Source organism: Gemmatimonadota bacterium (assembly GCA_016719105.1).
Lineage (GTDB): Bacteria > Gemmatimonadota > Gemmatimonadetes > Gemmatimonadales > Gemmatimonadaceae > SCN-70-22.
This window is the reverse complement of the sequence record JADKAQ010000022.1, coordinates 139,007-164,642: the sequence shown is the minus strand read 5'-3', so window position 1 is coordinate 164,642 and position 25,636 is coordinate 139,007. Positions and strand designations below refer to the sequence as shown.

Annotated in this window: 26 protein-coding genes and 3 pseudogenes; 27 read left to right on the top strand and 2 right to left on the bottom strand. The window is 67.1% G+C overall.

From position 1 onward, the window contains the following. From IPN47_20435 to IPN47_20340, 20 genes and pseudogenes are all read left to right on the top strand, one after another. Complete coding sequence (locus IPN47_20435; protein ID MBK9410367.1) at nt 1-477, top strand: hypothetical protein; 477 nt, start codon at nt 1-3, stop codon at nt 475-477. Nucleotides 478-484: 7 nt separating this feature from the next. After that, a complete protein-coding gene (locus tag IPN47_20430; GenBank protein ID MBK9410366.1) occupies nt 485-1,084 on the top strand; it encodes a hypothetical protein in 600 nt (199 codons plus the stop codon). 10 nt (nt 1,085-1,094) lie between these two features. Continuing rightward, a pseudogene (brxD, locus tag IPN47_20425) lies at nt 1,095-2,424 on the top strand (BREX system ATP-binding protein BrxD). Continuing rightward, nucleotides 2,421-4,567: pseudogene (locus IPN47_20420) on the top strand (DEAD/DEAH box helicase). The pseudogenes brxD and IPN47_20420 overlap by 4 nt, the downstream one beginning before the upstream one ends. A gap of 481 nt (nt 4,568-5,048) precedes the next feature. Further along, nucleotides 5,049-5,816 carry a VWA domain-containing protein gene (locus tag IPN47_20415; GenBank protein MBK9410365.1) on the top strand — a complete coding sequence of 256 codons (768 nt, stop codon included), beginning with the start codon at nt 5,049-5,051 and terminating at the stop codon, nt 5,814-5,816. Between the two features lie 1,077 nt (nt 5,817-6,893). Next, nucleotides 6,894-7,079, top strand: coding sequence for a DnaJ domain-containing protein (locus IPN47_20410; GenBank protein ID MBK9410364.1), 186 nt, complete (start codon nt 6,894-6,896; stop codon nt 7,077-7,079). A 6-nt stretch (nt 7,080-7,085) separates the two neighbouring features. Next, nucleotides 7,086-7,958 (top strand): hypothetical protein, encoded by an 873-nt coding sequence (locus IPN47_20405; GenBank protein MBK9410363.1) that lies wholly within the window; start codon nt 7,086-7,088, stop codon nt 7,956-7,958. Nucleotides 7,959-8,002: 44 nt separating this feature from the next. Further along, nucleotides 8,003-8,596 carry a hypothetical protein gene (locus IPN47_20400; GenBank protein ID MBK9410362.1) on the top strand — a complete coding sequence of 198 codons (594 nt, stop codon included), beginning with the start codon at nt 8,003-8,005 and terminating at the stop codon, nt 8,594-8,596. A gap of 144 nt (nt 8,597-8,740) precedes the next feature. After that, complete coding sequence (locus tag IPN47_20395; GenBank protein MBK9410361.1) at nt 8,741-8,980, top strand: hypothetical protein; 240 nt, start codon at nt 8,741-8,743, stop codon at nt 8,978-8,980. After that, complete coding sequence (locus IPN47_20390; GenBank protein MBK9410360.1) at nt 8,977-9,525, top strand: macro domain-containing protein; 549 nt, start codon at nt 8,977-8,979, stop codon at nt 9,523-9,525. The genes IPN47_20395 and IPN47_20390 overlap by 4 nt, the downstream gene beginning before the upstream one ends. Before the next feature lie 185 nt (nt 9,526-9,710). Continuing rightward, nucleotides 9,711-10,202, top strand: coding sequence for a hypothetical protein (locus tag IPN47_20385; GenBank protein ID MBK9410359.1), 492 nt, complete (start codon nt 9,711-9,713; stop codon nt 10,200-10,202). A gap of 224 nt (nt 10,203-10,426) precedes the next feature. Then, a complete protein-coding gene (locus IPN47_20380; protein ID MBK9410358.1) occupies nt 10,427-12,514 on the top strand; it encodes a VWA domain-containing protein in 2,088 nt (695 codons plus the stop codon). Nucleotides 12,515-12,526: 12 nt separating this feature from the next. Beyond that, nucleotides 12,527-13,027 carry a hypothetical protein gene (locus tag IPN47_20375; protein MBK9410357.1) on the top strand — a complete coding sequence of 167 codons (501 nt, stop codon included), beginning with the start codon at nt 12,527-12,529 and terminating at the stop codon, nt 13,025-13,027. A gap of 164 nt (nt 13,028-13,191) precedes the next feature. Next, entirely contained in the window at nt 13,192-13,458 is a 267-nt protein-coding gene (locus IPN47_20370; GenBank protein MBK9410356.1) for a DUF4160 domain-containing protein, read from the top strand. Continuing rightward, nucleotides 13,433-13,852 carry a DUF2442 domain-containing protein gene (locus tag IPN47_20365; GenBank protein ID MBK9410355.1) on the top strand — a complete coding sequence of 140 codons (420 nt, stop codon included), beginning with the start codon at nt 13,433-13,435 and terminating at the stop codon, nt 13,850-13,852. Before IPN47_20370 ends, IPN47_20365 begins: the two co-directional genes overlap by 26 nt. Before the next feature lie 156 nt (nt 13,853-14,008). Further along, on the top strand, nt 14,009-14,587 hold the full coding sequence (locus tag IPN47_20360) for a Uma2 family endonuclease (protein MBK9410354.1): 579 nt from the start codon (nt 14,009-14,011) through the stop codon (nt 14,585-14,587). 138 nt (nt 14,588-14,725) lie between these two features. Next, nucleotides 14,726-15,313: a Uma2 family endonuclease gene (locus tag IPN47_20355; GenBank protein MBK9410353.1), complete on the top strand. Its 588-nt coding sequence runs from the start codon at nt 14,726-14,728 to the stop codon at nt 15,311-15,313. Nucleotides 15,314-15,413: 100 nt separating this feature from the next. Further along, the gene (locus IPN47_20350) at nt 15,414-16,022 is read left to right on the top strand and encodes a type IV toxin-antitoxin system AbiEi family antitoxin domain-containing protein (GenBank protein ID MBK9410352.1); all 609 of its coding nucleotides are present in this window, start codon (nt 15,414-15,416) and stop codon (nt 16,020-16,022) included. A 5-nt stretch (nt 16,023-16,027) separates the two neighbouring features. Then, nucleotides 16,028-16,906, top strand: a complete 879-nt coding sequence (locus IPN47_20345) for a nucleotidyl transferase AbiEii/AbiGii toxin family protein (protein ID MBK9410351.1) — start codon at nt 16,028-16,030, stop codon at nt 16,904-16,906. Nucleotides 16,907-17,064: 158 nt separating this feature from the next. Then, on the top strand, nt 17,065-17,643 hold the full coding sequence (locus tag IPN47_20340; protein ID MBK9410350.1) for a Uma2 family endonuclease: 579 nt from the start codon (nt 17,065-17,067) through the stop codon (nt 17,641-17,643). Between the two features lie 25 nt (nt 17,644-17,668). Here IPN47_20340 and IPN47_20335 read toward each other — a convergent pair whose 3' ends face one another. After that, the gene (locus IPN47_20335; GenBank protein ID MBK9410349.1) at nt 17,669-18,241 is read right to left on the bottom strand and encodes a hypothetical protein; all 573 of its coding nucleotides are present in this window, start codon (nt 18,239-18,241) and stop codon (nt 17,669-17,671) included. 81 nt (nt 18,242-18,322) lie between these two features. After that, the gene (locus tag IPN47_20330; protein MBK9410348.1) at nt 18,323-18,871 is read right to left on the bottom strand and encodes a Uma2 family endonuclease; all 549 of its coding nucleotides are present in this window, start codon (nt 18,869-18,871) and stop codon (nt 18,323-18,325) included. Nucleotides 18,872-19,082: 211 nt separating this feature from the next. Here IPN47_20330 and IPN47_20325 point away from each other — a divergent pair, with 211 nt between their 5' ends. The 7 genes and pseudogenes from IPN47_20325 to IPN47_20295 all read left to right on the top strand — a co-directional run bounded on the left by IPN47_20325 (nt 19,083) and on the right by IPN47_20295 (nt 25,631). Next, nucleotides 19,083-20,327, top strand: coding sequence for a metal-dependent hydrolase (locus IPN47_20325; protein MBK9410347.1), 1,245 nt, complete (start codon nt 19,083-19,085; stop codon nt 20,325-20,327). Nucleotides 20,328-20,447: 120 nt separating this feature from the next. Then, a complete protein-coding gene (locus IPN47_20320) occupies nt 20,448-21,035 on the top strand; it encodes a Uma2 family endonuclease (protein ID MBK9410346.1) in 588 nt (195 codons plus the stop codon). Between the two features lie 105 nt (nt 21,036-21,140). Then, a complete protein-coding gene (locus tag IPN47_20315) occupies nt 21,141-21,728 on the top strand; it encodes a Uma2 family endonuclease (protein MBK9410345.1) in 588 nt (195 codons plus the stop codon). Between the two features lie 105 nt (nt 21,729-21,833). After that, the gene (locus IPN47_20310) at nt 21,834-22,427 is read left to right on the top strand and encodes a Uma2 family endonuclease (protein ID MBK9410344.1); all 594 of its coding nucleotides are present in this window, start codon (nt 21,834-21,836) and stop codon (nt 22,425-22,427) included. Nucleotides 22,428-22,631: 204 nt separating this feature from the next. Next, nucleotides 22,632-24,410: an NAD(P)H-dependent oxidoreductase subunit E gene (locus IPN47_20305; GenBank protein MBK9410343.1), complete on the top strand. Its 1,779-nt coding sequence runs from the start codon at nt 22,632-22,634 to the stop codon at nt 24,408-24,410. Further along, nucleotides 24,407-25,110: pseudogene (locus tag IPN47_20300) on the top strand ((2Fe-2S)-binding protein). Before IPN47_20305 ends, IPN47_20300 begins: the two are co-directional and overlap by 4 nt. Nucleotides 25,111-25,172: 62 nt before the next feature. Then, entirely contained in the window at nt 25,173-25,631 is a 459-nt protein-coding gene (locus IPN47_20295) for an NADP oxidoreductase (GenBank protein ID MBK9410342.1), read from the top strand. The last annotated feature ends 5 nt before the right edge of the window (nt 25,632-25,636 follow it).

The following is a 25,636-nucleotide window of genomic DNA, read 5'->3' as shown; positions in this document are numbered from 1 at the left end:
ATGTCGGGCGCACAGCCGCACGAACGTCAGCACTTCGCCGCGCATCATGCGCTTGCGCGCAGCGCCATCGCCGGCCGTCGTCCCTTGCTCTTTCACAAGAGCGACCTCGGTGGGTCGGAAGGACTCGCCGCCGAGGTGCGTGCCGCCATCGGCGATCGCCAGCAGCGAGTCGTGGGGGCAGTCATCAATGCCATCGACGACTGGCTCGATCGCTCGGACCAGGTGACACCGCGATGGTCCGTCACGGCCATTCCACTGCTGGAGGCGTTGCTGCAGGAGGCGGCGGCCGCCGAGCGCGCGGTCGTCGTCCTCAGCGATCACGGGCACTTGCTCGATCATGACACCTCGTCGCCGAGGAGCGGAGAGAGTGCGCGCTGGCGTTCGCTTGCTGCTGGCGGAGCGAGCGATGGCGAGGTGGTCGCTTCCGCGCACGCGTGCGAGCGGCGACCGGGCAGGAGAGCGTCGTTCTCGCCGTGAGGAGAGCTTGCGATATACCGGCAAGAAGACCGGATATCATGGTGGTGCCACGCCGCAGGAGGTCGTGGCGCCGATCGCGGTGCTCTCGCGCGATGAGCTTGGCGTCGCGGGATGGCGCCCGGTGCTGGACTCGGCGCCGCCGTGGTGGAGCAATGCATCGTCGCAAACTGCGGGCGTTCCTGTTTCGCAAACAGGGAGGGACGCGGGACAGCGGCAGACTACGACCGCGATGCAGGACGGGGAACTCACGCCCCCGGTTCGCGTCGAGACGACGGCGCGCGGCGAGGCCGTCGCACCACCCTGGATCGGGCTCCTGCTGGCGTCGCCACTCTTCGCGATGCAGCGCGAACTGGCCGGGCGTGTTGCCCCGCGCGACGAGCAGATGCGCGCACTGTTGGAAACGCTGGAGCGCCACAATGGGCGCGCGTCGCGTCCCGCTGTGGCGAGCGCTCTTGCGCTCTCGGAGCTCCGCGTGCGTGGCGTCTTTGCCGGTGCACGCCGGGTGCTAAACGTCGAGGGGTTCGCGGTGCTGGAAGAAGAAGCGTCCACCGGAACGCTGACGCTCAATCGTGAGCTGCTGCGAGTGCAGTTCGGGTTGGGAGGGTGAGCACCATCCGATGACAGCGACTCCCTCCCTCAGCCCGCAGCGTCGCGCGGAGATGCTCGACGCATTGCGCCGTGGCACGGTGCCAGCAACCGCGCTCGATGTGCTCGCGGTCGGACTCGATCGCTTCGAGCCCACGCTGCGCGAGGAGCTGGCGCAGGTGAAGCTCGGGCGCGGGCTCTTCAAGGCGGTACGTGGAGAGTACGGCACGGGTAAGACGTTCTTTGCGCGGTGGTTGCAGGAACTCGCGCTGCGCCAGGGGTTCGCGACTGCTGAGGTGCAGGTGTCGGAGGTCGATACGCCACTGCATCGGTTGGAGGCGGTGTATCGCCGCCTCATCGAGCGCCTGACTACAACTGACGCGCGGCGGCGCCCTGCGCTCGGTTGTGGATGGTTGGTTCTACGCGCTCGAGGAGGAGGTGCTCGCGAGCGGTGACGTGGCGAGCGGTGACGAGGCTCGGCTCGTCGAGGCGACCACCGAGCTGATGGAGAAGCGCCTGGCCTCTGTCACGCGACACGCGCCGGCATTTGCAGCCTGCCTTCGCGGTTACCGCCGTTCGCTCCTCGCCGGCGACGACGAGGTCGCGCAGGGGCTGCTCGCCTGGCTCGGTGGTTCTCCGACAGTGTCGGCGTCCATCAAGCGTGCGGCCGGACTCAAGGGAGAGCTGGACCATGTGGGGGCGATGGCGTTCCTGCAGGGGCTCCTCGTTATGCTGCGCGACGCCGGTCAGGCGGGCCTGGTGCTGGTGCTCGATGAGGTGGAGACCATCCAGCGCGTCCGTGGCGACGTGCGCGAGCGTGCGCTCAACGCGCTGCGGCAGCTCATGGACGAAGTCGATGCCGGACGCTTCCCCGGCCTGTATCTGCTCGTGACGGGGACGCCCGCATTCTACGACGGCCCCCAAGGAGTGCAGCGCCTGCAACCGCTTGCCCAGCGATTGCACGTCGACTTCGCGACGGATGCGCGCTTCGACAACCCGCGCGCGGTGCAGATCCGATTGAGCAACTTCGACCAGACACGGCTCGAGGAGGTAGGGCGCCGAGTGCGCGACTTGTACGCGGATGGAGCGGGAGATCCAGCCCGCATTCGTGGCGTCGTGGATGATGCCTACGTCGCCGCGCTGGCACATGCGATCGCCGGAGGTCTCGGCGGCAAGGTCGGCGTGGCGCCTCGCATCTTCCTCAAGAAGCTTGTCGGGGACGTTCTCGACCGGGTGGACCAGTTCACGGACTTCGACCCGCGGCGTGACTACGCGCTGACGCTGTCGGACGGTGAACTCACCCCCGCCGAGCGTGAGGCGAGGCCCGCGTCGAACGTCGACGACGTCGAACTGTCCACGTGAGCGAAACGCAGGCGGGAGGCGCTCGTCCGTTCGAGCAGCTGCATCCGGCGGTGCAGCACCACGTCGTCAACACGTTAGGGTGGCGTTCGCTGCGCCCTCACCAGGAAGCGGCTATCGCCCCGATCCTGCGAGGTGAGCACGTTCTCGTTCAGGCGCCCACGGCGGAGGGAAGACCGAGTCCGCCGTCCTTCCGATCTTGTCGCGCATGCTGCAGGAAGGATGGGGACAAACCGTCTACGCTGTACCTCTGTCCCATCAAGGCACTGCTCAACAACCTCGAGTCGCGCCTGACGCTGCTCGCCGGCATGGTCGGACGCAGCGTCGCGGTGTGGCATGGCGATGTGGAGCAGTCCGAGCGAAAGCGCATCCTTCGCGAGCGCCCCGACATCCTGCTGGCGACGCCCGAGTCCGTCGAGGTCATGCTCGTATCGCGCGCCGTGGACCATCGCGCTCTCTTCGCGGGGCTTCGTGCAGTCATCGTGGACGAGGTCCACGCCTTCGCGGGCGATGACCGCGGCTGGCACCTGCTGTCGCTCGTAGAACGCATTGCGGCGCTGGCGGACGGTCACGTCCAGCGCATCGCACTGTCGGCGACGCTCTCGAACCCGGAGGAGCTACTCTCCTGGCTCACTGCGAGGCGCGACGAACCACAGACAGTCGTACGCGGGGCCAGCGCACCGGCGAGCGAGGCCGAGGTGATCATAGATGCCGTCGGCTCTCTCGAGAACGCAGCGTCGGTCATCAGCCGGTTGCATCACGGCGAGAAGCGGCTCGTGTTCTGCGATTCGCGGCGACAGGTCGAGGAGTTGGCGCAGCTGCTGCGTTCGCACGGCGTGCGGACGTTCGTGTCGCACTCATCGCTCGGGGTCGACGAGCGGCGGCAGGCGGAGCGTGCGTTCGCCGAGGGGAGCGACTGCGTCATCGTCGCGACGAGCGCTCTCGAACTGGGGATCGACGTCGGGGATCTCGATCGCGTCATCAGATTGATGCGCCACTCACCGTTGCCGGCTTCCTGCAACGGCTGGGACGGACGGGGCGGCGTGCTGGGACACGGCGTAACTGCCTGTTTCTGGCGACTGATGATGAAGCGCTCTTGCGGGCTTGCGCGCTCGTCTCGCTCTGGTCGGCCGGGTTCGTCGAGCCGGTGCAGCCGCCGGGGCTCCCCTATCCGGTCCTGGCGCAGCAGGTTCTGGCGAGCCTGCTGCAGCAGGGCGGCGGAACCGACCGGCACACGCTGCGGCAGCGGCTCGCGCGATGGTGCGCTACGGCGGGGATATCGCTCGACGAGCTCGATGCCGTGCTCACGTACCTCCTCGATCAGGGGGTGCTGTTCACCGACGGACCGATCATCGGGATCGGGCCGGCGGGAGAGCGGGCGTATGGTGCGCGGCATTTTCTCGAGCTGTTCTCCGTCTTCAATACCCCGCCGCTCGTCACCGTCCTTCACGGCGTGCACGAAATCGGGCAGGTGCACCCATTGTCGTTTCAGAGTCATCGCGACGACGAGCCGGCGTTCATCGTGCTGGCTGGGCACGGATGGCGCGTGACGCACCTCTCTCCGGATGGCAAGAAGGCGTGGGTGGAGCCTTCGAGCATTCGCGGCAAGTCGCGGTGGATCGGCGATGGGCCGCCGATGCACTTCGAGTTGGCGCAGGCGGTGGCAAAGGTTCTCGTGGAGGGACTGGAGGAGCGGTTCCTCTCGCGTCGTTCACGCGAGACGTTGCTGAGACTTCGGGATGAGTACTCGTGGGTGCGGCTCGACACGACCACGCTCATCTCCGACGCTGGTGGGACACGCGCGCGATGGTGGACGTTCGCGGGCGATCGCTACGACCAGGCCGTTGGCGCTGAGTTGACTGTTGCTCGCGCGAGGACCGCTGCGGATGCGTTGGGAGTCACGGTGCAGCGGGAGGGCGAAGACGGGTGGATGGCAGACACGCTTCGCGGTGCGGTGATGGCGGCACGGGATGAAGTGGCTCGCAGTGGCGGCGCGTGGAGGGCGGACAGCGTTCGCAAGCTCAAGTTTGCCGAGTGCGTGCCTGAGGAGTTGCTAGGGCGAATGGCGCGGGCGCGGTTTGGGGTACGAGCGTCGGGCGAAGTGCTGGCTCGGCGAGTGCTGCTACTTCGGCTCGAGACGACATGACTGTCGTGCAACAGCGAATTCTCACCGCTGTCAGACCGCTCTGGCAGATTCTGGAGCACGACCTTGGCTAGGTCGTGCGATGGGCTGCGAGAGGGGTGGCGCGAATCGCGCTTAGATCATGAGTAAGTGGCGCGGAACGAGACGTTGGGCAGACGTCCATCGGGTGGGGCTTTCGCCGACCTAGCGGCGTGGTCCGGACCATCGTCGCGGTGGTCGACTCATCAACCAGCTTCCCCACCCGCGGCGTCGAACTCTGGAAGGCTGAAAAGAGGCACCTGCGTCGAGCACAAGCGACTCCCACGCCACGGGTGTGAAGACACTGTCAGCGAATGACTTAGGTCGCTTTTGGACTTCGCAGATCCTGGCGGCACTGCTCGTCGTGGGCCGAGAAGCTGCGGTGACTCTTGTCTATCCGACGAAGACACGGCCTGTAGCGTATGTGCGACATCCTTGGCGAATTCGGCGGTATTGCTACAAGTTCTTGATCGAAGCCGAGAGCGAGGGCATCGACGCTTGCCGGGATCACATCAGCATGACCCGCTTCGGCAGAACCGTGAGGGAGTTGCACATGGATCAGGAAAGGAAACGGCCGAAGCTGCTCGACGGCCCTCGCGCCATCCAGAGAGCGACAGAGGCGAGTGGCAACGCACTGGACCGTCGCCAGCATTCGATGGACCTGCTCAAGGAATACGGGCTCGGCCGCAAGAAGCAGGGGCGCGTCGTGATTGCCATCGACTGCTCCGGCAGCATGCTGGGATCGAACAAGCTCGCACAAGCCAAAGACGGCGCTTCCCGATTTGCCGCGGAAGCGTTTGGTAAAGGATACGTGGTGGGGTTGGTCAGCTTCAGCTCGGACGCTGAACTTCGAATGTCCTGCACACGAGATCAGGCAGACTTCAATCGCGCCACGCAACTGCTCGCGATCGAAGGTTCGACGAACATGTTCCGCGCTCTTGAGGTCGCGTCATCCGAGTTGACAGAGCGTCGGGACGTCCGTGCGATCGTGATCGCCACAGACGGGTACCCAGACCACGATATCCGTCAGGCAACGCTCGATCGAGCAGACCTTCTCAAGAAAGAAGGTGTCGAGATTATCGCAGTTGGTACCGTCGACGCGGACCACGGCTTCCTCAAACAACTCGCATCGCGTGACACTCTCGCGGAGATCGTCGGAAACAAGGAACTCGGCGCGGGCATCACCCGAGCGGCGAACCTCCTCCCGTCGGTCGGGAACTCTCCCGCGCGTTAGCGGAACGCTCATTTGTTCTCAACGCTCAGGCGAGCGCTACAGAGGTTCGCGCGATTGATCTTCGAGGCGCTCTTGTTACACCGAGGGGCGCGGCCGGGCTGCGAGCTCGCGAGGCGACTCCTGGGCAACCCACCCCGTTGGCCGGCGGCCAGCCTGGCAACGAGGGGCAAGCGCGGGCAGCAGATCGCGCCGAGGACGATGACGGCCCACGGGTCCCATCGATTCCGATCTCGTCGGGACTTGCTGCAGCCGTGGCGCCGACACGGATCGAACCGGACACGCGCTTTCGGTACCCTCGTGTGACCGGCGTGCCCGCGGTGGCGAAACGCCTTCAGATCAGGGCCGCAGCGACTGTCCTTTCGCACTACGGAATACGTGTCATCCCTTGGCCGCTTGCAGAGCGGCTACTGGAGTGGGACGCTCCTTTTGCGTTCGCTGACTTCTGCCGCGACTTCGGAATTGATGTCGTGGCTCTGCTCAGCCCCTCTTCGGAGACTCACGCGGATGCTGCGGATCGGCTACGCGAGGTATGTGAGCTGCTCGTAGCGGCTGAGCAAACGTCGATCGGCAGTGGGCTTCCTCTCCGTCCGTTCCTAGACGCTCTGCGAGCGGACTTCGACGCAGCATCCGAGTTGCTCGACTCGATGGCAATGCTGAGCCAGGCCCTCCGGATGACCAAGGACTGCAGACTCGGCTGGCGGGTTTTTCTAGAGCATCGCACCGACGTGCTTCGACGCTGTGTCACTTGGCGTCGGCTCGGCGTAGAGGAGATTGCAGAGCTATGCGAAGACTGCTTCGCCTATCGGGACATCGAGATCCGATACAATTCAGCGCTCACGAGACTTGTTGATTCGCTTGAGGAACTGACGAAGAATGAGAGCACCCGCGATCTAGCGGAGGACTTCGCGTCCACGCGGGATTCACTTGAGCTCGATCTCGACCGTGGTATTCGAGATGATCCGAATGAGGCCATTCATGCATTCGAGATGCTCGCGCAGCTTGCTGAGTCGGCAGCGCACGGAGAAGAATCTTCCACTGACGAAGCATCGTTGGAAGAGCTCGTTTCGTGCACCCAGCGTGCTAGAGCTATCTCCGGATTCATCAGAAGAACTCGCGGCGCGGACGTGGCGCAAACTAATCAGCCAGTGGCACCCCGATCGCCATCCGCCCGAGCGCCGCGCAGAAGCCGAGCGACGCACAATGGAGATCAACGAGGCCTACACAGCGCTTCGTCGTTTATGGACCAAGACACAATCTGCCTAGCGTGAAATGGAATTCTTGCGAAGGCTCTTTCTCGTTGGCTGCGTCGGTGCGGCGTTGTTCCTCTTTGCGATGGTGGCTCTGTCCGGCATGGGAGGGGCGGTTGGGCTGAACATTCGATCGCTCGCGCTCGGCTACGATGCCGCGAGTGTAGTGCATCTACTGTGGATGACCACGGTCGTACGCAGTCTCGAGGGGCCGGATCGACGCGGGGCAACGGGGTGGCTCTATACGGCTGGTTTCCTCCACACGCTTGTGGCGCTGGGAGTGACGGTGGCTTTTGCTGCTGTGACAGTTCGCGGTGGTGTCGACTCGTCCGAGCTACTGTTCACAGCGCTGGCGCCCATGGGCGCGGCGATCATTCCACACTTCGTCGGCGTTGCTGCCGGTCAGTATCTGGAGACACAGGGCGTCGTTTCCGGAACGCGAGAGAGCTCCTTCTTGCAGCAGCTCGCAGTTGATGCTGGAAGCGCGCAGGCGTCTCTCAAACACCTGTACGAAGAACGAGAACGGGCGCTCAACGCCGAGATCGGCGCAATGCAGCAGCAGGCCGTGCGGTGGAAGGTACTCTCCGGCGCAATCGAGGAGGTATTGAAACATCTGGAGTCGTCCGCCACCGAGTCCAAGGAGACGTTTCGACAACTCTCGAAGGAAACCAAGTCGGCGATCGCATCAGTTTCGCAGACTTCGTTGACTCTCGTGGATCGGCTCAACGAAACCGCCGCCTCTGCCAGTCGCATGGCGAAGGCCGCTAACGACGCGGCGAACGGCGCAGCACAAACAACGCAAGGATTTCGCGAAGCGAAAAAGGTCGTCGAAGACCTCAACGCGCTACATGTTTCGATCGTGGAACTCTTATCGAATGACATCTTCAGGAAGTAGCCAGCGTGGACCGTCAGTCTGCACTATACCTCAAGAACACAACCGTGGCGCTGCTGATGGTCGTGCCATGGATCGTGGTCGCCTTGGCCGGAGTCCAGTCGCAAGCGCCCAATCTGCCCGCACCGTCGACCACGCCCACCGTGGATCAGCCACCGATCATCGCGCTCACGGAGGGGGATGGATACACGTTTGACGCTGGGAGCGCGGATCTTTCCGAATCGTTTCAGGATGCATTGGACCGCCTTGTGGCTCCCGCGATCCTTGAAGCGGCGGAACGGTACCAGTGCGACGTGGTTGAGGTGGTCGGTCACACCGACGGGCAACCGGTCAATCGCAAGTCGGGACTCGACACAGCTAGCATGGCTGACACGGACTTTCTGGGTCGAGCCCTTGCCGGCAGCAATGCCGATCTCGGGCTCATGCGGGCCTGGGCAGTTCGGCGCCAGCTCCGGACAAGAACGGAGCTGAAGCACCTGAAGTTCAGGGCACTCAGCGGAGCGAACCTCACCTTGCCGAATGGTGACGATGCCGACTGGCGTGATCGCACGGATGTACAGGAGCGAAGGAGAATCGAGATTCGACTTCGACGGAGTGTTGGGACGCTGAGGGCCGCGCCTGCCCGCAACGCCGCGAAGTGACCAAGAAGTGTTCGATGCAGTTGGCCAGTTCGCGCGAAGCTTGTCAGACGTGTTCGCCTCGTCATTGGCGGAAGCGCCGCGATGCTTCGATGATGTTCAAACTTCACAGAAGCTGACGCCCAAGCCCGTGCAAGTACAGAGATCATGAGCCCCCGATACTGGGCCGACGATCCCGATTGGACGGCCGCCTACGACGCGTACATCGCCGCTCGCTCCGGCGGTCAGCGCCAATTCATCCTCGACCTCGACGTCATCGATCTGACAATCGGAGATGATGGAAGCGTCGCCTACCAACTGATGGATGCGATGCAGAGCATTCGCGAGCGCGAAGGGATGGAGGGCTATCGCGGGGCACCGCGCGCGTGGTCATGGCGCTTCTCATGAAGCTGTCGGAACTGAGCGCCGAAGGCACGCGTCGTGGTTATTGCACCGCGATCATTTCTGACATCACCACACTATCCGTCGACGCGATCGTCAACGCCGCCAACTCGTCGCTTGCGCCAGGCGGGGGTGTCTGCGGTGCGATTCATGCCACCGCGGGTTCGCAGCTAGCAACGGCCTGCGCCCACGAGGCACCGTGTCCCGAAGGAGAAGCCCGGCTAACGGCAGGCTTTCTGCTGCCGGCGAAGTACGTCATCCACGCCGTCGGCCCTCGCTGGAAGGGCGGCAGTCACGGTGAACCTGCGCTTCTCGCAAGTGCCTATCGAGCCGCCTTCTCGCTCGCCCGCACCCACGGCATCAAGAGCATCGCGTTCCCCGCGATTTCCGCCGGCATCTTTGGTTACCCGCTGCAACAGGCCACCGATATCGCTGTGGCCGAGGCCAGCGCCGCGCTGACGCGAGGCGATGTGGAACGAGTGGTCTTCGCGTGCTTCTCGCACGAGGTGCTTGCCGCGTACGAGTCGGCGGGAGTGGTGGTCAAGCCCTAGGAGTGAGCGATGGGCAGCGACGTTCCGTACGGTCTCCTGCTGTGAGCGTGAGCTGCAGTCGTCTTAGCAGACGCGATCCCGCATTCCGCGTCTCCCTGTGTTGACTCCACGCCTCCGCTGTCAGAGGGGGCTCCTACAATCGACCCTGCTACCGCAACACTCTCCCCCAGCAGGAGTCGATGGCAATGAGACAGAATGTCCGCACCACCGTCACCCTCTGCACCACCCTCCTCCTCTCCGCCTGCGCCTCCATCCTCGGCGGCGGCACCTCCCAGAACGTCAACCTCCAGACCACCCCCTCCGACGCGTCGTTCGTCGTCAAGTCGTCCAGCGGCATCGAGATGTCGAGCGGCACCGGCAACCAGTCGGTGCGCCTGCCGCGCAAGAACGAATACCAGATCGAGGTCCGCGCCCCCGGCTACCAGAACGAGAACGTCGCGATCACCAAGAGCCTCAACGGCTGGGTGTGGGGCAACCTGGTGGTAGGGTGGGTGATCGGCTTCGCCATCGACTTCATCGGCGGCGCCGCCTACAAGCTCGAACCGTCGCTGGTGTCGGTCTCGCTCGACAAACCACGCGGAGATGACGCGGCGGCGACGGCGCACATCTACCTGATGGACGAGAAGGGGCGGCTCATCCGCGAGATCACGACGGAGCTGCTCCCGGCAGCGCGGTAGGCAGTCGCGCGTGGGCGCGCACGCTGGCCTACGCGCGCCCACGCGCATGTACCGGCGCGCACGCGCATGCGTGTACGCGCACCCACCCACGCGCGCCTTCTTGAGATAGGGCCCCTCGCGTCGCGAATTCGGCACCGCTCCTCCTCGCCGACTCCCTCGCCGCGAAGCCCGCCGCCGAGCTCCTTCGGCCCCCTATCGCCCATCTCAACGCTCGCGAGGCCACCATGCCGCACCCCACTCCGCACACCGAACCACTCCACCTCATCCGGGACCACCTCCTCGTCCGCCGCGGCGAGGCCTTCGACCTGCTCGACACCGGCGTCCCCATCACCATGCGGGCCCCCTCGATCGTGAGCGATGAACTCGGGGTCCGTGTCGAGCGCCTCATTGGCTGCGCAGAACTGGCCCGCACGCCGGTCACGGTCGACTGGCCGGCCCGCACCATCACCTGGGGCGCCACGCGCCGTGTCGGGCGCGGCATCAAGGTCCCGCTCCGCATGTCACCGCTCGGCGTCCCCCTCATCCCGCTCGACACCGAGACAGGATGCGCCGAGGCGGTGCTCGACACCGGGGCAGCGCTCTCGTACTGCCCGCCGGAGTACGTGCACGGGCTGCGCCCAGTCCGGCACGACGAGGACTTCCTCCCGGGCTTCGGGCGCTTCGCGGTCGAAGTCCACAAGGTCGAGATCGAGGCGATGGGAGTCTCACTGACGCTGGAGGTAGCGGTCCTCCCACCACTACTGCGCGCAGCCCTGGCGATGATTGCCCCTGACGGGTGGATCCTCGGCGCCGCCCTCTTCCGCGATCGCGTGGTGACGCTCGACCTCGCACGATCGCTGGCCATCGTCGGCGAACGCCATGCGATGGACGCGACTGCAAGCGACCCACGCGAACACGCGTCAGGCGGCACGTCACACCCGACGGATGGTGCCGCGTTCGATGACCTGTTCGACGACATGTTCGACGACGCGGAGGAGCACGACGACATCCCCGACGCGGCCACGCCGCCATGCACCGCATCGGCGCGGGACGACCACGCGGGGATCGCCTGCACGGTGGCGTTCGACACGACGACACTCCGCACGGGCGACACGCGTATCCGTGCCGCGGTCACGCTGCGCGGTACAGGTGCTGGCGAGGGCGAGCGCCCGGTCGACCTGGCGCTGGTGCTCGACCGGTCGGGGTCGATGGCCGGTGAGCCGATCGAGGCGGTGCGTGACGCGGCGAGCGCCCTCGTCGCTCGCCTCCCCCAGGGGAGTCGCGCGGCAGTCGTCACCTTCGACAGCGAGGTGCGTGTCGACTTCGCGCTGGCGCCGATTGGTGATGGGACGCTGCTCCCGTGCCAACGGGCGATTCGGGCGATCGACACGGGCGGAACGACGGCGCTCGCGGACGGGTGGCGACGCGGGCGCTCGGTGCTGACGCTGGCACCCCATGAATCGGCGAGCGTCGAACAGGTGCTCCCGCTGCGCCGTATCGTCCTCATGACCGACGGGCATGCGAACGTCGGTGAGACGTCGCCGACCGCGCTGGCTGCGATGTGCCGCGACGCGGCGCAGCGCGGGATCTCGACGACGACGATGGGCTTCGGCGACGGCTACGACGAGGACCTCCTGCGGGCGATGGCGGACGCCGGTGACGGCAACACCTGGTACATGCAGGGCCCCGACCGTGTGGCCGAGGTGCTGGTGGAGGAGCTGCGGGCCATGCGGAGCGTGAGTGCGTTGCGCGTGGCGTTATGCGTGGCGCCCGACGCGCCGCTCACCGGCGTGTGGGGCGGGCTCACGGGGGGTGGGCGCGTGGACGCCGACGACGCGTCGCGCGGGCACTCCATCATGGTGGGGGAGCTGTCGGCGGTGGCGGAGCGGACAGTGGTGCTGGAGTTCACGCTCCCGCGGGGGTCCGCCGACGCGCCGCTGCAGCTGGCGGCGTGCGAGGCCACGGGCGTGGCCCCGGACGGGGTGACGCCGGTGTCGCTGCGCTTTGCCATCGCCTGGAACGGGGTGCGGCGCCCCAACTCGGCGGTGCGGGCGACGTGGCTGGATCTGCGCTTGGCGGCGCTGCGGGAGCGGGCGATCACCCTGGCGGACGCGCGACGGTTCGACGCGGCCGCACAGCTGCTGCAGCGCGGCCTGGCGCTGCTCGATCGGCAACCTGCCGTCGTGCGCGACCTGGTACGGGGCTCGCGCGAACAGCTCGCGGCACTGCTGCACCGGATGCGCGAACGCCGCCTCGACACGGTGGATCGAAAGCGCTCGTTGCAGCACGCCTACGATCGACGCACGGGGAAGCAGACGCTTTTCAACTGGTAGCACACGCGTGCGATGGGCGATCACCACACGAGCGTCAACTCTCTTCACCTGGAGGGTACTTCCATGACGGCATCATCCACCATTAGCGCCCCCTCGGCGGAGGGCCGGCGCGCCCCGCTGCTCGGCACGATGGACGCGCAGCGCGCCCTGTACGTCGACTACGAAGGCTCCAAGGACCGTCCTCCCACACTGCTCGGCTACCTGGTGAATCGCACGCTCGCGGCAGGCATCGTCGAGCCGCTGTTCGCCCCCTGCCACAAGAAGCGCCGGGCGGAGCACGCCGCACTCGCCGATCACCGGCAACTCGTCGAGTGCCTCGTCGATCGCGCCGAGGAGGAGGATCGGCTGGTTGTCTCGTGGAGCAGGCATGACCTGCGACTGATGGAGGGCATCCTCCAGGGCGACGAGCTGCGCCTGGGCATTCTTGGGCGGCGATATCGTGATGCGAGGCTCACGGCGCGCCGGTGCAAGATCGAGTTCAAGGGTTCTGACCTCTTGAAGGTGACTCCTTGAAGGACCGGAAATGGCAGGCACGATCGACACGCGCACGAGAGGGCGGCTCCCTCCATTCGATACGCACCGCAATCGAATGGTACCGTCCTGGCAGGGGCATCCGATCAGCTTGGAGCATCGTCGAATGGCGATGGCGAAAACCCATCCGCTCGGTTATTGTCCAATTGCCCACGGTCCTGCGCGTCGCCGGCTTTCGGATGGTCATCTTCCTCCCACCCCGCGAGCACGCACCACCGCACGTGCACGTGAGGCATGTCGATGGCGAGGTGGTGATCGAACTCGGGAGCCGGCAGCAGCGCGGGATCATCCGATCGGTATTCGGCATGCGGGACCACGACGTACGGCGCGCAGTGGCGATCGTCGAATCACATCTGGAGTACTTGCACGACTGCTGGAGCCAGCTCCATGGACCCTCGTATCACGATCGCTGAGGAGATCCGCGCAGCCCGCGCGCGCGACGCGCGCGAGCGAGCGCTGGGGCTGCGCGCCCTGTCGGCGCGCTATGACCGCCGGGCGACGCGCGTGCTGGTGGAGCTCAGCAACGGCTGTCTCTTCGGCTTCCCTGTGTCGCGCGTCGCCGCGCTCGCTGACGCGACGCCGTCGCAGCTGGCGGATGTGGAGGTCAGCCCCGGGGGGACGGCGCTCCGGTGGGACGCGCTCGACGTCGACCTGAGCGTGTCGGGCCTCCTGCTCGATTCGGTCGGGCGACGCCAGCGTTTGCAGGAGCTGGCCCGCCTGGCGGGGCAGGTCACCAGCAAGGCCAAGGCGCGGGCCGCGAGGGCGAACGGCGCCAAGGGGGGGCGGCCGCGCAAGTCGAAGGCGTGAGCGCAGGTTGGTTCAGGGTACGACCTGGTACGAACGAAGGCGGCCCACTGATTCGATACCACCCGCAATGGATTGATGCCAGCCAGCCGCGAGCCCCGCGCGAGCTTGGCGCATGCCCCCTTGCCTCCCTAACTGTGCCGAGCGTACGCTATGGCCATGCCCGCGCCCCCGCCGATCGTTCCGGACATCTCCCGCCGCGACTGGACGGTCGAGGAGCGCAACTCACTTCCCGACGACGGCAACCGATACGAGGTGGTGGACGGAGAGCTGCTGGTGACGCCGGCGCCGACGTTCCGGCACCAGCGCGCCGCCCTGCGGCTCGCGCAACTACTTGCGCCGTATTGCGATCGCCTCGGTATCGAGTGCTTTGTCGCCCCCGCCGACGTCACCTTCTCGCCACGTACGGTCGTCGAACCCGACCTGTTCGTCATCCCGCTGATCGACGGGAGGCCGGCGTCGCGTTTCGAGGATGTGGGACGCCTCGTGCTCGCTGTTGAAGTCGTCTCCCCCGCCTCCGCGCGCGCCGACCGCTACGTGAAGCGACGGTTCTATCAGTCGGAGGGCGTCCCGGAGTACTGGATCGTCGACACCTCCGATCGCTTCGTGGAGCGCTGGCGCCCCGAGGATGAGTCGCCCGAGATCGTGACAGAGTCTCTCGCGTGGTTACCCAGGGAAGACGCAGAACAGTTGGTGATCGATCTTCCGGCCTACTTCCGGCAGGTGCACGGAGAGTAGGCGCCACCGCCGGCCGGCGACGTCCAGCAACCGTTCGGCACGCCAAGCGGCGGAATGGTAACGTCGCGCCATCGACCCGGTACGATCGTGGCGCATGCCCCCTTGCCTCCCTAACTGCGCCGAGCGTACGCTATGGCCATGCCCGCGCCTTTGTCGATCACCCCAGATCGTTCGCGTCGCGACTGGACGGCCGAGGAACTCGCCCTCCTTCCTGACGACGGCAACCGGTACGAGATCGTCGACGGAGAGCTGCTGGTGACGCCGGCGCCAACGTGGACGCACCAACGGGCGGCGGGAGAGCTGTATCGGCTGATCAGTTCGTACGCTGAGCCACTCGGCCTCTTCTGCCTCATCGCCCCCGCCGATGTGGCGTTCTCCCGCCGGACGGTGGTGGAACCCGACGTCTTCGTGGTCCCGCGTCGCGACGACGGCGCCCTGCCGCGTGACTTCCGCGAAGCGGGACGGTTGATGCTGGCAGTGGAGATCCTCTCCCCCTCCTCGGCGCGCGCCGACCGTTTCGTCAAGCGAGCTGCGTATCTCGCCAATGGCGTCCCCGACTACTGGATCGTCGACACCGCCAATCGCTTCGTCGAGCGCTGGCGCCCGGGCGACGAAACGCCGGAGGTGCTGGTCGACTCGCTCGCGTGGCAGCCCGTGACCGACGTGCCGCCGCTGGTGATCGAACTCTCGGCGTACTTCCGGCAGGTGCACGGGGAGAACCTGTGAGCAGGCAGGGCCGGGAATCCTGACCGAGTTCTCCACCACGATGCGGCCGGGACAGTGGCAAAACCTTGACACTTATGAAGAAGTGCCTAGCGTTCGCCACATGACCCGCGATACCGACCGCACCCGCACGCTCAAGCTCTCCCGCCGAAAACAGGGTGTGACGCCCGGCGAACTCGCCGAACTCGGCATCCACCGCCAGGTGCTCACCAGGCTCGTGGCGGAAGGGGAAATCGAGCGCGCGGCTCGCGACCTCTATCGGCAGCCCTCGAAGATGGTGACCGAGCACCACGCCCTCGCCGTCGCCTCGGCGACGGTTCCGCACGGGGTCATCTGCCTGCTCTCCGCCCTCCAGTTCCACGGGATCGGCACGCAGTTGCCGTCCGAGGTCTGGATGGCGCTCGATCGCCGCGCATGGAAGCCGGCCTTGCGTTATCCCCCGCTGCGCATCGTACGATTCACCGGACCGGCGCTCACCGAAGGGGTGGAGCGTCGTACGATCGAGGGGAGGACAGTGAGCGTCTACGGCGTGGCGAAGACGATCGCCGATTGCTTCAAGTACCGGAACAAGATCGGCCTCGACGTGGCACTGGAGGCGTTGCGCGAGGCGTGGCGGATGCGGCGGTTCACGATGGATGACCTCGACCGATTTGCCGCGATCTGCCGAGTGCAGCGGGTGATGCGCCCGTACCTCGAGGCGCTCACGGCATGACGGCGGTGCGCGATGGCCTCGCTCGCTCGGTGCAGGCACGGCTCGCGCGCCACGCGAAGGCGATCGGAGTCGATCCGAACCTCGCACTGACGCGATACGCGGTCGAACGGTTCCTCTATCGGCTGTCACGTTCGCCCTACGGCGAACGCTTCGTGCTCAAGGGCGCGTTGCTGATCCTCGCCTGGCTCGGCGAGACACTTCGCCCCACGAGGGATGCCGACCTGTTGGGCTTCGGCGATCTGTCCGACGAAGCGCTGCTGGCGATTTTCCAGGAGATCTGCGACGTGGAGGCTACGCCCGACGCCGTGACCTTCCTTCCGGCGTCGGTCGCGCTGTCACCGATCCGCGACGAGGACACGTACGGTGGGCGACGCATTACGCTGCAGGCGCGACTCGGCGCCGCGCGACTCGTCATCCAGGTCGACATCGGCATTGGTGACGCCATCACGCCGGCGCCGCAGTGGCTCGATTATCCGAGCCTTCTCGATGCACCACGGCCCAGGCTGCGTGCGTACCCGCGCGAGACGGTGGTCGCGGAGAAGCTTCACGCCATGGTGATGCTTGGGACGCGCAACAGTCGAATGAAGGACTACTTCGATGTGTGGGCGCTGCTTCGCGAACAAGCCATGAATGGCCGAACGTTGGCGAGCGCGATCGCGGCGACCTTCGAGCGGCGAAGGACGGCGGTGCCCGGCGAAGTGCCCGCTGGCTTGGCTGACGCGTTCGTGAACGATCCGGCGAAGCGCGCGCAGTGGCAGGCGTTCGTGAGTCGCAACCGAATCGAGGCACCTCCGCTCGACGAAGTGGTGCCCGACATTCGCGAGGGGTTGGTCGGAGTCATCGGCCAGGCTCGGCAACTCGGCCGCAAGCTCGAGGACGGCTGACGCGGCATCGATCGGGACCGCCTCGCCGCGAGCCGGCGATCCGCGGCATTGAGCTTCCTGCGACACGTTCAGCAGGTGGTCCGGCCAGTCGGGAGTACCGCGAGCGCTTGCCTCAAGCCCCCTTGCCCCCCTAACTGCGCCGAGCGTACGCTATGGCCATGCCTGCGTCTTCGCCGATCGTTCCGGATACCTCCCGCCGCGACTGGACGGCCGAGGAGCGCAACGCGCTGCCGGACGACGGCAACCGATACGAGGTGGTGGACGGAGAGTTGCTGGTGACGCCGGCGCCGACGTGGCGGCACCAGAATGCAGCCCTCGAGCTCGCGGTCACCCTCAAGGCCTATGCGGAGCGGCATGGGCTCCAGTGCATGATTGCCCCCGCCGACGTGACCTTCTCCCCACGGCGCGTGGTAGAGCCTGACGTGTTCGTCGTCCCCACGGTCCAAGGTCGCCCCCCCTCGCGCTTCGAAGACGTCGGACGGCTCGTGCTGGCGGTGGAGATCCTCTCCCCCTCAACCGCCCGCGCCGACCATCACGTCAAGCGGCGAGTGTACCAGTCTGAGGGGATACCGGAGTACTGGATCGTGGACGCCGCCAATCGATACATCGAGCGCTGGCGCCCGGGCGAGGAGACCCCCGAGACGCTGACGGACTCGATCGCCTGGCAACCGGTTCGCGAAGCGGATCCGCTCGTGATTGATCTCGCGGCGTTCTTTTGTCGGGTGCATGGGGAGTAGGGCGCGTCGGAATCGATCGGTGCGGTCATTCGAGGTCCTCCCCCCTCAACTCCACACGCCCCTCCTCATAGCGCGCTTCGAACTCCAACGTGTTGTGCAACACCAGCCACGCCATCTCGCGCTCGCCTAGCGACGCGAACCATGCCGCCATCTGCGTGTCGGCAATACGGTCCCACTCGCCGGCGAGCGCCTGATACTCCGCCGGTGACTCGTCGAGAAACCACTCCTCCTCGTCGGTGAGACCGTGCGCTGCGCGCACCGCGTCCATGGCGCGCTCGACCTCGTCGAAGCGCGGATCCTCGCGGGCCCGCGTCGGCAGCACCGACTCTCCAACGCTCGCCAGCAGGAAGAAGCGCTCGTCGCCCGAGAACAGGCCGGCGTCGCTCAAGGCCTGGATCATCCGCATCACCGGCTCCACGTCGCGCCACGACATGCCGTGCTCCATCGGCTCGCGGATCTCGCGCCAGACTCCGAGCGCTTCGGGGGTCCCACGCACCTCGATCAGTAGGGAGAGCAGCTCGTCCATGTCGGGCGACAGGGGAGGCGCCGGGCGTCGGACGGAGCGGCCGCGCGAGGCGCGGCGACGTGGAGTCTTCATGTGGCCCTCCCGATCATCTCCCCCCTCCCCTTGCGGATCCGATGTTGCGAAAGGCCTGCGACGGACGAAACTCGGTCGCCCCTACGCCCTGAACAACTCCGCCAGCTCCATCACCATCCCCTCCCCCGCCCCCGCCGGCTCCCACCGCACCCGCTCCTCCTCATACATCGGCATCGTCGCCTCAGGAGTCCACACCTCGGCGCGCCGACGACCGATATCGATCACCCAGTAGAGCGGCACCCGCATCTCCTGATACAGGCGGCGCTTGGTGAAGCGATCATAGCGCGCCGTGGATGGACTGAGCACTTCGACAAACAGTTCGAAGTGCCGCAACCGCTCCCACCTGTCTTCGCGCACATCGCCCGGCGACAACACGAAGATGTCGGGTTGCACGATGATGTCCTCCCGCCCCCACGACAGGTCGGCCGGCGAGACGAACGCTCGGCCGACCGCATGCCGCTCGACGTAGGCGTGGAGCGCCGCGAACAGTCGTCCGACCACCAGCTGGTGCGAGACGGCGGGCGACGGGGTCACCAGGAGTTCCCCGTACACCAGCTCGTAGCGATTCCCGTCGTCCGGGAGGACGAGCACTTCGTCCCGCGTGTAGTATCGATCGACGGCGGCAGGCATGGACATACGTTCGGCTCGGCGGCGCCGAGGGCGCAAGGGTGGGGCAGGCGGGGACGGGCGCAGCGCGCGACAGGGTGCATTCCCGACCATCGCGGGTTCGACACCATGCGCGCTCATCGTTTCATTCCGTGCGTCATCCAAAGCGCGCCGCGACGCCTCCGCGAGCCCGTCCGGTTGAACCCCAGCGCCCGACTCATCCGTTCTTCCCTTCATGGACAACATCACCCACGCCCTCGCCGGCGCCCTGCTCGCCGCCGCCGCCTGCCAACGCGTGGCCCCCGCCCTCGCCGCCAGTGCCAGCCGCGGCCAAGGCACCAGCACCACGACCTTCCGCCGCACCGCCTTCACCCTCAGCATCGTCCTCGCCGAACTCCCCGACCTCGACATCACCTACTCGGGCGAGCGCATGGGGATCGGCCCGCTGGGCTACCTGCTGCACCACCGCGGCCACACGCACACGGTCCTGTTCACCGTGTTGGCCGCCCTGGCCGCGTGGGGGCTGACGCTCGCGCTGCGCCGCTCACTGCGTGCCCCGCCCTACGCCCGCACGCTGCTGGCCCTGGCGTTCGCCGCCTCGCTCTCGCACATCGCCCTCGACTACACCAACAACTACGGCGTGCATCCGTGGTGGCCGATCGATTCACGCTGGATCTACGGCGACGCGGTCTTCATCGTCGAACCGTGGCTCTGGATCGTGGCGCTGGCGCCACTGGTCTTCATCGCGAAGAGCATCGCCGGGCGCCTGCTCAGCGCGGCGTTGCTGCTGACGATACTCGTGGCGGCGTGGCGCGTGGACATGGTGGGCGACGGCGTGGCGGCGGTGCTCACGGCCGGCGCGCTCGCCTGGCTGGCGGTGAGCTGGAAGGTGCCGGCTGCGCGGCGGGCATCCGTGGCGATCACGGCGTGGCTCGCGCTGGAGGCGATGTTCTTCACCGGATCGTCGTTAGGGCGGCGCGCGGTGGAGCGCGAGGTTGGCGCGACGCTGCGCGATGTGGTGCTGACGCCGGCGCCGGGGAATGTGTTGTGCCTGACGGCGATCGTGGTCACCGAGAACGCCGGCACCTACTCGGCGACCACCGCGACCGTCGCACCCATCCCCGCCCTTCGCTCGGCAGGCGCCTGTCGTGTGGTGGGACGTGGAGATCCTGACGGGTCGACGGCGACGGGGCGGAGCGATTCGCCTTCCATCGCCTGGGGACGCCAGTGGTCTGCGCCGGTGGCGGAGCTGCGCGCGCTGGCGGCCGAGCGGTGCGAGGTAGCGGCGGCGCTCGAGTTCATCCGCGTCCCCATCTGGTCGCGCTCGGCCAACGGCGACGTGACGCTGTTCGACCTGCGCTACGGCGACGGCGGCGATTCGTTCACGACGGTGGTGTCGCGGCCGGGGGCGGCGTGTCCAACGGTCGTGCCGGGGTGGAGGGAGCCTCGGTGGGATGTGCTGGGAGAGGCGAGCCAGTAGGGCGCTCTGCAATCGTTCGTCACCAGCGGCGCGAAAAAGGTACGTCTCGAGCGGTGGGCATGCGCCAACGTGTGTCATGCCCCCTTGCCCCTCTAACTGCGCCGAGCGTACGCTATGGCCATGCCCGCGTCACCGCCGCTCCTTCCCGACCGCTCGCGCCGCGACTGGACCGTCGACGAAGTGCGTGCCCTTCCCGACGACGGGAATCGCTACGAGGTCATCGACGGGGAGTTGTTTGTGACGCCGGCGCCGTCGTGGCTGCATCAGCAGGCGGCGATGGAGTTCCTCTTTCTCGTGCGACCATACGCACACCGCTGCGCGCTCGACTGTTACATCGCGCCAGCCGAAGTCGCGTTCTCCCCTCGCCGTAGCGTCGAACCAGACCTCTTCGTAGTGCCGCGAATGGACGGACGTCGCGCGACGCACTTCGAGGAGGTGCAGCGCCTCGTGCTCGCGGTGGAGGTCATCTCCCCCTCCTCTGCGCGAGCCGATCGCTACAGGAAGCGCCACCTCTATCAATCGGAAGACGTCCCCGAGTACTGGATCGTCGATCCCGACGCACGCTTCGTCGAACGCTGGCGCCCGGGGGACGACGCGCCGGAGATCCTGGTCGAGTCGCTTGCGTGGACGCCGCAGGAGGACGTGGAGCCGCTGGTGATCGACTTGGCGGCGCTATTCCGGCGGGTGCACGGAGAGGCGACGCAATAGTCTGATGGCACTCGCGCGAATACGGTAACGTGTCGGCGCTGGAGACACCTGATCGTGCGGGATGCCCCCTTGCCTCCCTAACTGCGCCGAGCGTACGCTATGGCCATGCCCGCGTTACCGCCGCTCCTTCCCGACCGCTCGCGCCGCGACTGGACCGTCGACGAAGTGCGTGCCCTTCCCGACGACGGGAATCGCTACGAGGTCATCGACGGGGAATTGTTCGTGACGCCGGCGCCGTCGTGGCCACACCAGCGGGCGGCCTTCCATCTCGCCCGGCTCCTCGCGCCGCATGCGGAGCAGCTCGCCTTGGAATGCCTCATCGCCCCAGCGGAAGTGGCCTTCTCGCAGCGCCGAAGCGTCGAGCCTGACGTGTTCGTGGTCCCACTGGTGCACGCCAGGCCGGCGACGTGCTTCGAGGATGTCCAGCGCCTCGTGCTCGCGGTGGAGGTCATCTCCCCCTCGACCGCGCGCGCTGATCGCTACAGGAAGCGCTACCTGTACCAATCAGAAGGCGTCGCCGAGTATTGGATCGTCGATCCCGACGCCCGCTTCGTCGAACGCTGGCGCCCGGGGGACGACGCGCCGGAGATCCTGGTCGAGTCGCTCGCGTGGGCGCCGCGCGAGGAGGTGGAGCCGTTGGTGATCGACCTGGCCGCGTACTTCCGGCGCGTACACGGGGAGGCGACGCAATAGTCTGATGGCACTCGCGCGAATACGGTAACGTGTCGGCGCTGGGGACACCTGATCATGCGGGATGCCCCCTTGCCCCCCTAACTGCGCCGAGCGTACGCTATGGCCATGCCCGCGTTACCGCCGCTCCTTCCCGACCGCTCGCGCCGCGACTGGACCGTCGACGAGCTGCGTGCCTTGCCGGACGACGGCAACCGGTACGAGGTGGTGGACGGAGAGTTGCTGGTGACGCCGGCGCCGTCGTGGCTGCACCAGGACGCGGTGGGGGAGCTCTTTCTCCTCCTTGCCCCGTACGCGCGGCGGAACGACCTCCACTGCATCATCGCCCCGGCGGAGGTGCGGTTCTCACCGAATCGCGTCGTCCAGCCCGACGTCTTTGTCGTTCCCTTCATCGGTGGACGGAAGCCGGCACGTCTTGACGACGTGCATCGGCTGATCCTTGCCGTCGAGGTGCTCTCCCCTTCGTCCGCGCGCGCCGATCGCCACAGCAAGCGCCACCTCTATCAATCGCAAAGCGTTCCGGAGTACTGGATCGTCGACCCGGCCAATCGTTTCGTGGAGCGCTGGCGCCCAGGGGACGACGCGCCGGAGGTCCTCCTCGACTCGCTGACGTGGACACCACGCGAGGGGGGCGAGCCGCTGGTGATCGACCTGGCCGCGTACTTCCGGCGGGTGCATGGGGAGGACGGCGGGGCAGGATAGCGCGTTGGGTACGGGCGGGAGTGGGGATCAGTCAGGGGGCGACTCGTGACGCGACCGCCAGCGCGCGCCGCGGTGACACGACTGTAGGCTGTCACACTCCGGTCCGCTTCCGCTATCCCCGACAGCTTTGGGCGCACCAGATGCCGATTCTCGCAGTAGGCATTCCACGCGCCCCACCTGTCTCCCGAACGGCAGCAAAGTCTCATGGCGGGTCTGGATCTCGTCGCACTGCTCGAACGGCACCGGCACGACCCCACGCGGCTCGTGCAGATCCTGCGCGACGTGCAGGAATCGAACGGCTGGATCTCCCCAGCGGTGATCACCGAGCTCGCCGGCCACCTGGGCCTGCCACGCGCTCGCGTGGAAGGGGTGGCCGGCTTCTACTCGTTCTTTTCGACCACACCGCAGGGCGAGTACCGCGTCCTCTTCTCCGACTGCATCATCGACGAGTTCCGCGGGTACGCGGAGCTCAGGACGCGGCTCTGCGAGGCGCTGCGGGTCCCGCCGGACCAAATGCGGCCGGACGGTCGGGTGAGCGTCGGACTCACCTCGTGTACCGGGCTGTGCGAGCAGGGGCCGGCGCTCCTGGTGAACGGACGCGCGATCGCCCGGCTCACCGAGACGCGCATCGACCAGATCGCACGGCTCATCGAGACGCGCACCGCCTTGCCGCACTGGCCCGCCGAGCTGTTCACGCTCAGCAACGTGATCCAGCGGCGCGACCGACTGCTCTCCGCCACGATCGCGCCGGGTGATGCCCTGCGCGCCTCGCTCGCTCGCGGCGCCGATGGGATGCTGGCCGAACTCAAGCGCTCGCGCCTGCGCGGTCGCGGCGGTGCCGGCTTCTCGGCCGGCGACAAGTGGGCCGCCGCCAAGGCCGCCCCGGGGCCCACGCGCTTCGTGGTGTGCAACGCCGACGAGGGCGAGCCGGGGACGTTCAAGGACCGCGCCCTGCTGGGCCCGCAGCTCGACCTGGTGCTCGACGGGATGACGATCTGCGCCCACGTGATCGGGGCGCAGCAGGGCTTCATCTACCTGCGCGCCGAGTACCTGCACCTGCAGGCCCCCATCGAGGCGGCGCTGCTGGCGCGCCGCCGCGCGCACCTGCTGGGGCGCGACCTGCTGGGGCACCGCGGCTTCGACTTCGACATCGCGGTGCTCATGGGGGCGGGGGCGTACGTGTGCGGCGAGGAATCGGCGCTGATCGAATCGCTCGAGGGAAAGCGCGGGATCCCGCGCAACCGCCCGCCGTACCCGGTCACGCACGGCTACCTGCAGCAACCCACGGTGGTGAGCAACGTCGAGACGTTCGCGCTGTCGTCGCTGGTGGCGCAGCACGGCGGCGACTGGTTCACCTCGGTGGGGACGGCGCAGTCGAGCGGGACGCGCATCCACTCGGTGTCGGGCGACTGCGAGCGCCCGGGGCTGTACGAGTACCCGTTAGGCACGCCGGTGCAGGTGGTGCTGGACGCCTGCGGGGCGCACGACGTGCAGGCGGTGCAGGTCGGCGGGCCGTCGGGGACGCTGCTGGCCCCGCACGAGTTCTCGCGCCGCCTCTCGTTCGAGGATGTGCCGTCGGCGGGGGCCTTCATGGTGTTCGGGGCCGACCGCGACCTGCTCGACGTGGTGACGAACTTCACGCACTTCTTCGCCCACGAGAGCTGCGGCTTCTGCACCCCGTGCCGCGTGGGGACGACGCAGCTGGCGCGGTCGCTGGACCATATCGCCCAGGGGCGCGGCACGGGGCGCGACGTGCGCATTGCGCGGCGCCTGGCGAACCTCATGCGCGAGGGGAGCCAGTGCGGGCTGGGGCACACGGCCTGCAATCCCTATTTGGCACTCTACGACAAGTTCCGGCCGACGCTGGAGCGGCGCCTGCTGTCGCTCGAATTTTCGCCCACGTTCGACCTCGATGAGGCGCTGGCGCCGGCGCGGGCGATCACCGGGCGCGACGACGCACATGCGCACCTGGAGGGCCCGTGACCAACACCTTCACGCTCGACGGGGAGGAGATCCCCTTCACCGCCGGCCAGTCGGTCCTGCAGGCGGCGCTCGCGGCGGGCACTACGTGCCGCACCTCTGCGCGCACCCCGAATTTCGCCCGCATGGCAGCTGCCGGGTGTGCATGGTGCGGGCCAACGGGCGCTTCAGCGCTTCGTGTACCCTCCCCGCGCAGCCGGGACTCGCCGTCGAGAGCGAGACCTCCGACGTGCGGGCGCTGCGGCGCGAGATCGTGCGGCTGCTCTTCGTCGAGGGGAATCACTTCTGCCCATCGTGCGAGAAGAGCGGCGACTGCAAGCTGCAGGCGGTGGCCTACCAGCTGGAGGTGAAGACGCTGCACTTCACGCAGCTCTTCCCCGATCGCCCGGTCGACGCCTCGCACCCCGACCTGGTGCTCGACTTCAATCGCTGCATCCTGTGCGAGTTGTGCGTGCGCGCCTCGGCCGACATCGACGGGCGGCACGTCTTCGCCCTCTCGGGGCGCGGCATCCACAAGCACCTCATCGTGAACGCCGAATCGGGGAAGCTAGTCGACACGTCGATCGCGATCACCGATACGGCGGTCGCGGTCTGTCCGGTGGGGGTGATCCTGAAGCGCGGGCGCGCCTTCTCGGTCCCCATCGGGCAACGGACGTACGACCTCGCGCCCATCGACGCCACGCCGGCGCAGGGGGAACCGTGACGGTACCGGCCAAGAAGCTGCGGATCGCGACGACGTCGCTGGCGGGGTGCTTCGGCTGCCACATGTCGCTGCTCGACATCGACGAACGCATCCTCCCGCTCCTCGAGCTGGTGGAGTTCGACCGTTCGCCGCTCACAGACATCAAGCAGTGCGGCCCCTGCGACCTGGGCTTCATCGAAGGGGGGCTGTGCAACGCCGAGAACGTGACGGTGCTGCGGGAGTTCCGGCGGCAGTGCAAGGTGCTGGTGGCGGTGGGGGCGTGCGCCATCAACGGCGGGCTCCCGGCGCAGCGCAACCACCTGGACGTGCGCGACTGCCTGGCGTCGGTGTACGACGTGGTGCCTAACGATCCCGAGTTGCCGCTCCCGCTCGACCAGGTGCACCCCATCAACGACGTCGTGCGCATCGACTACTCCCTGCCGGGGTGCCCGCCGTCGGCCGACGCCATCTGGGCGCTGCTCACCGACATCATCGCCGGGCGCACGCCGCACCTGGGGCACGGCCTCATTCACTATGACTGACGCCT

Coding starts and splice junctions, on each gene's coding strand:
- IPN47_20390 (MBK9410360.1), top strand. CDS start 8,977: ATGAAGCTGTCGGAACTGAGCGCCGAAGGCACGCGTCGTGGTTATTGC.
- IPN47_20380 (MBK9410358.1), top strand. CDS start 10,427: ATGCCGCACCCCACTCCGCACACCGAACCACTCCACCTCATCCGGGAC.
- IPN47_20375 (MBK9410357.1), top strand. CDS start 12,527: ATGGGCGATCACCACACGAGCGTCAACTCTCTTCACCTGGAGGGTACT.
- IPN47_20435 (MBK9410367.1), top strand. CDS start 1: ATGTCGGGCGCACAGCCGCACGAACGTCAGCACTTCGCCGCGCATCAT.
- IPN47_20365 (MBK9410355.1), top strand. CDS start 13,433: ATGGACCCTCGTATCACGATCGCTGAGGAGATCCGCGCAGCCCGCGCG.
- IPN47_20340 (MBK9410350.1), top strand. CDS start 17,065: ATGCCTGCGTCTTCGCCGATCGTTCCGGATACCTCCCGCCGCGACTGG.
- IPN47_20305 (MBK9410343.1), top strand. CDS start 22,632: ATGGCGGGTCTGGATCTCGTCGCACTGCTCGAACGGCACCGGCACGAC.
- IPN47_20315 (MBK9410345.1), top strand. CDS start 21,141: ATGCCCGCGTTACCGCCGCTCCTTCCCGACCGCTCGCGCCGCGACTGG.
- IPN47_20360 (MBK9410354.1), top strand. CDS start 14,009: ATGCCCGCGCCCCCGCCGATCGTTCCGGACATCTCCCGCCGCGACTGG.
- IPN47_20295 (MBK9410342.1), top strand. CDS start 25,173: ATGTCGCTGCTCGACATCGACGAACGCATCCTCCCGCTCCTCGAGCTG.
- IPN47_20355 (MBK9410353.1), top strand. CDS start 14,726: ATGCCCGCGCCTTTGTCGATCACCCCAGATCGTTCGCGTCGCGACTGG.
- IPN47_20325 (MBK9410347.1), top strand. CDS start 19,083: ATGGACAACATCACCCACGCCCTCGCCGGCGCCCTGCTCGCCGCCGCC.
- IPN47_20385 (MBK9410359.1), top strand. CDS start 9,711: ATGAGACAGAATGTCCGCACCACCGTCACCCTCTGCACCACCCTCCTC.
- IPN47_20335 (MBK9410349.1), bottom strand. CDS start 18,241: ATGAAGACTCCACGTCGCCGCGCCTCGCGCGGCCGCTCCGTCCGACGC.
- IPN47_20310 (MBK9410344.1), top strand. CDS start 21,834: ATGCCCGCGTTACCGCCGCTCCTTCCCGACCGCTCGCGCCGCGACTGG.
- IPN47_20330 (MBK9410348.1), bottom strand. CDS start 18,871: ATGCCTGCCGCCGTCGATCGATACTACACGCGGGACGAAGTGCTCGTC.
- IPN47_20320 (MBK9410346.1), top strand. CDS start 20,448: ATGCCCGCGTCACCGCCGCTCCTTCCCGACCGCTCGCGCCGCGACTGG.
- IPN47_20405 (MBK9410363.1), top strand. CDS start 7,086: ATGGAATTCTTGCGAAGGCTCTTTCTCGTTGGCTGCGTCGGTGCGGCG.
- IPN47_20350 (MBK9410352.1), top strand. CDS start 15,414: ATGACCCGCGATACCGACCGCACCCGCACGCTCAAGCTCTCCCGCCGA.
- IPN47_20395 (MBK9410361.1), top strand. CDS start 8,741: ATGAGCCCCCGATACTGGGCCGACGATCCCGATTGGACGGCCGCCTAC.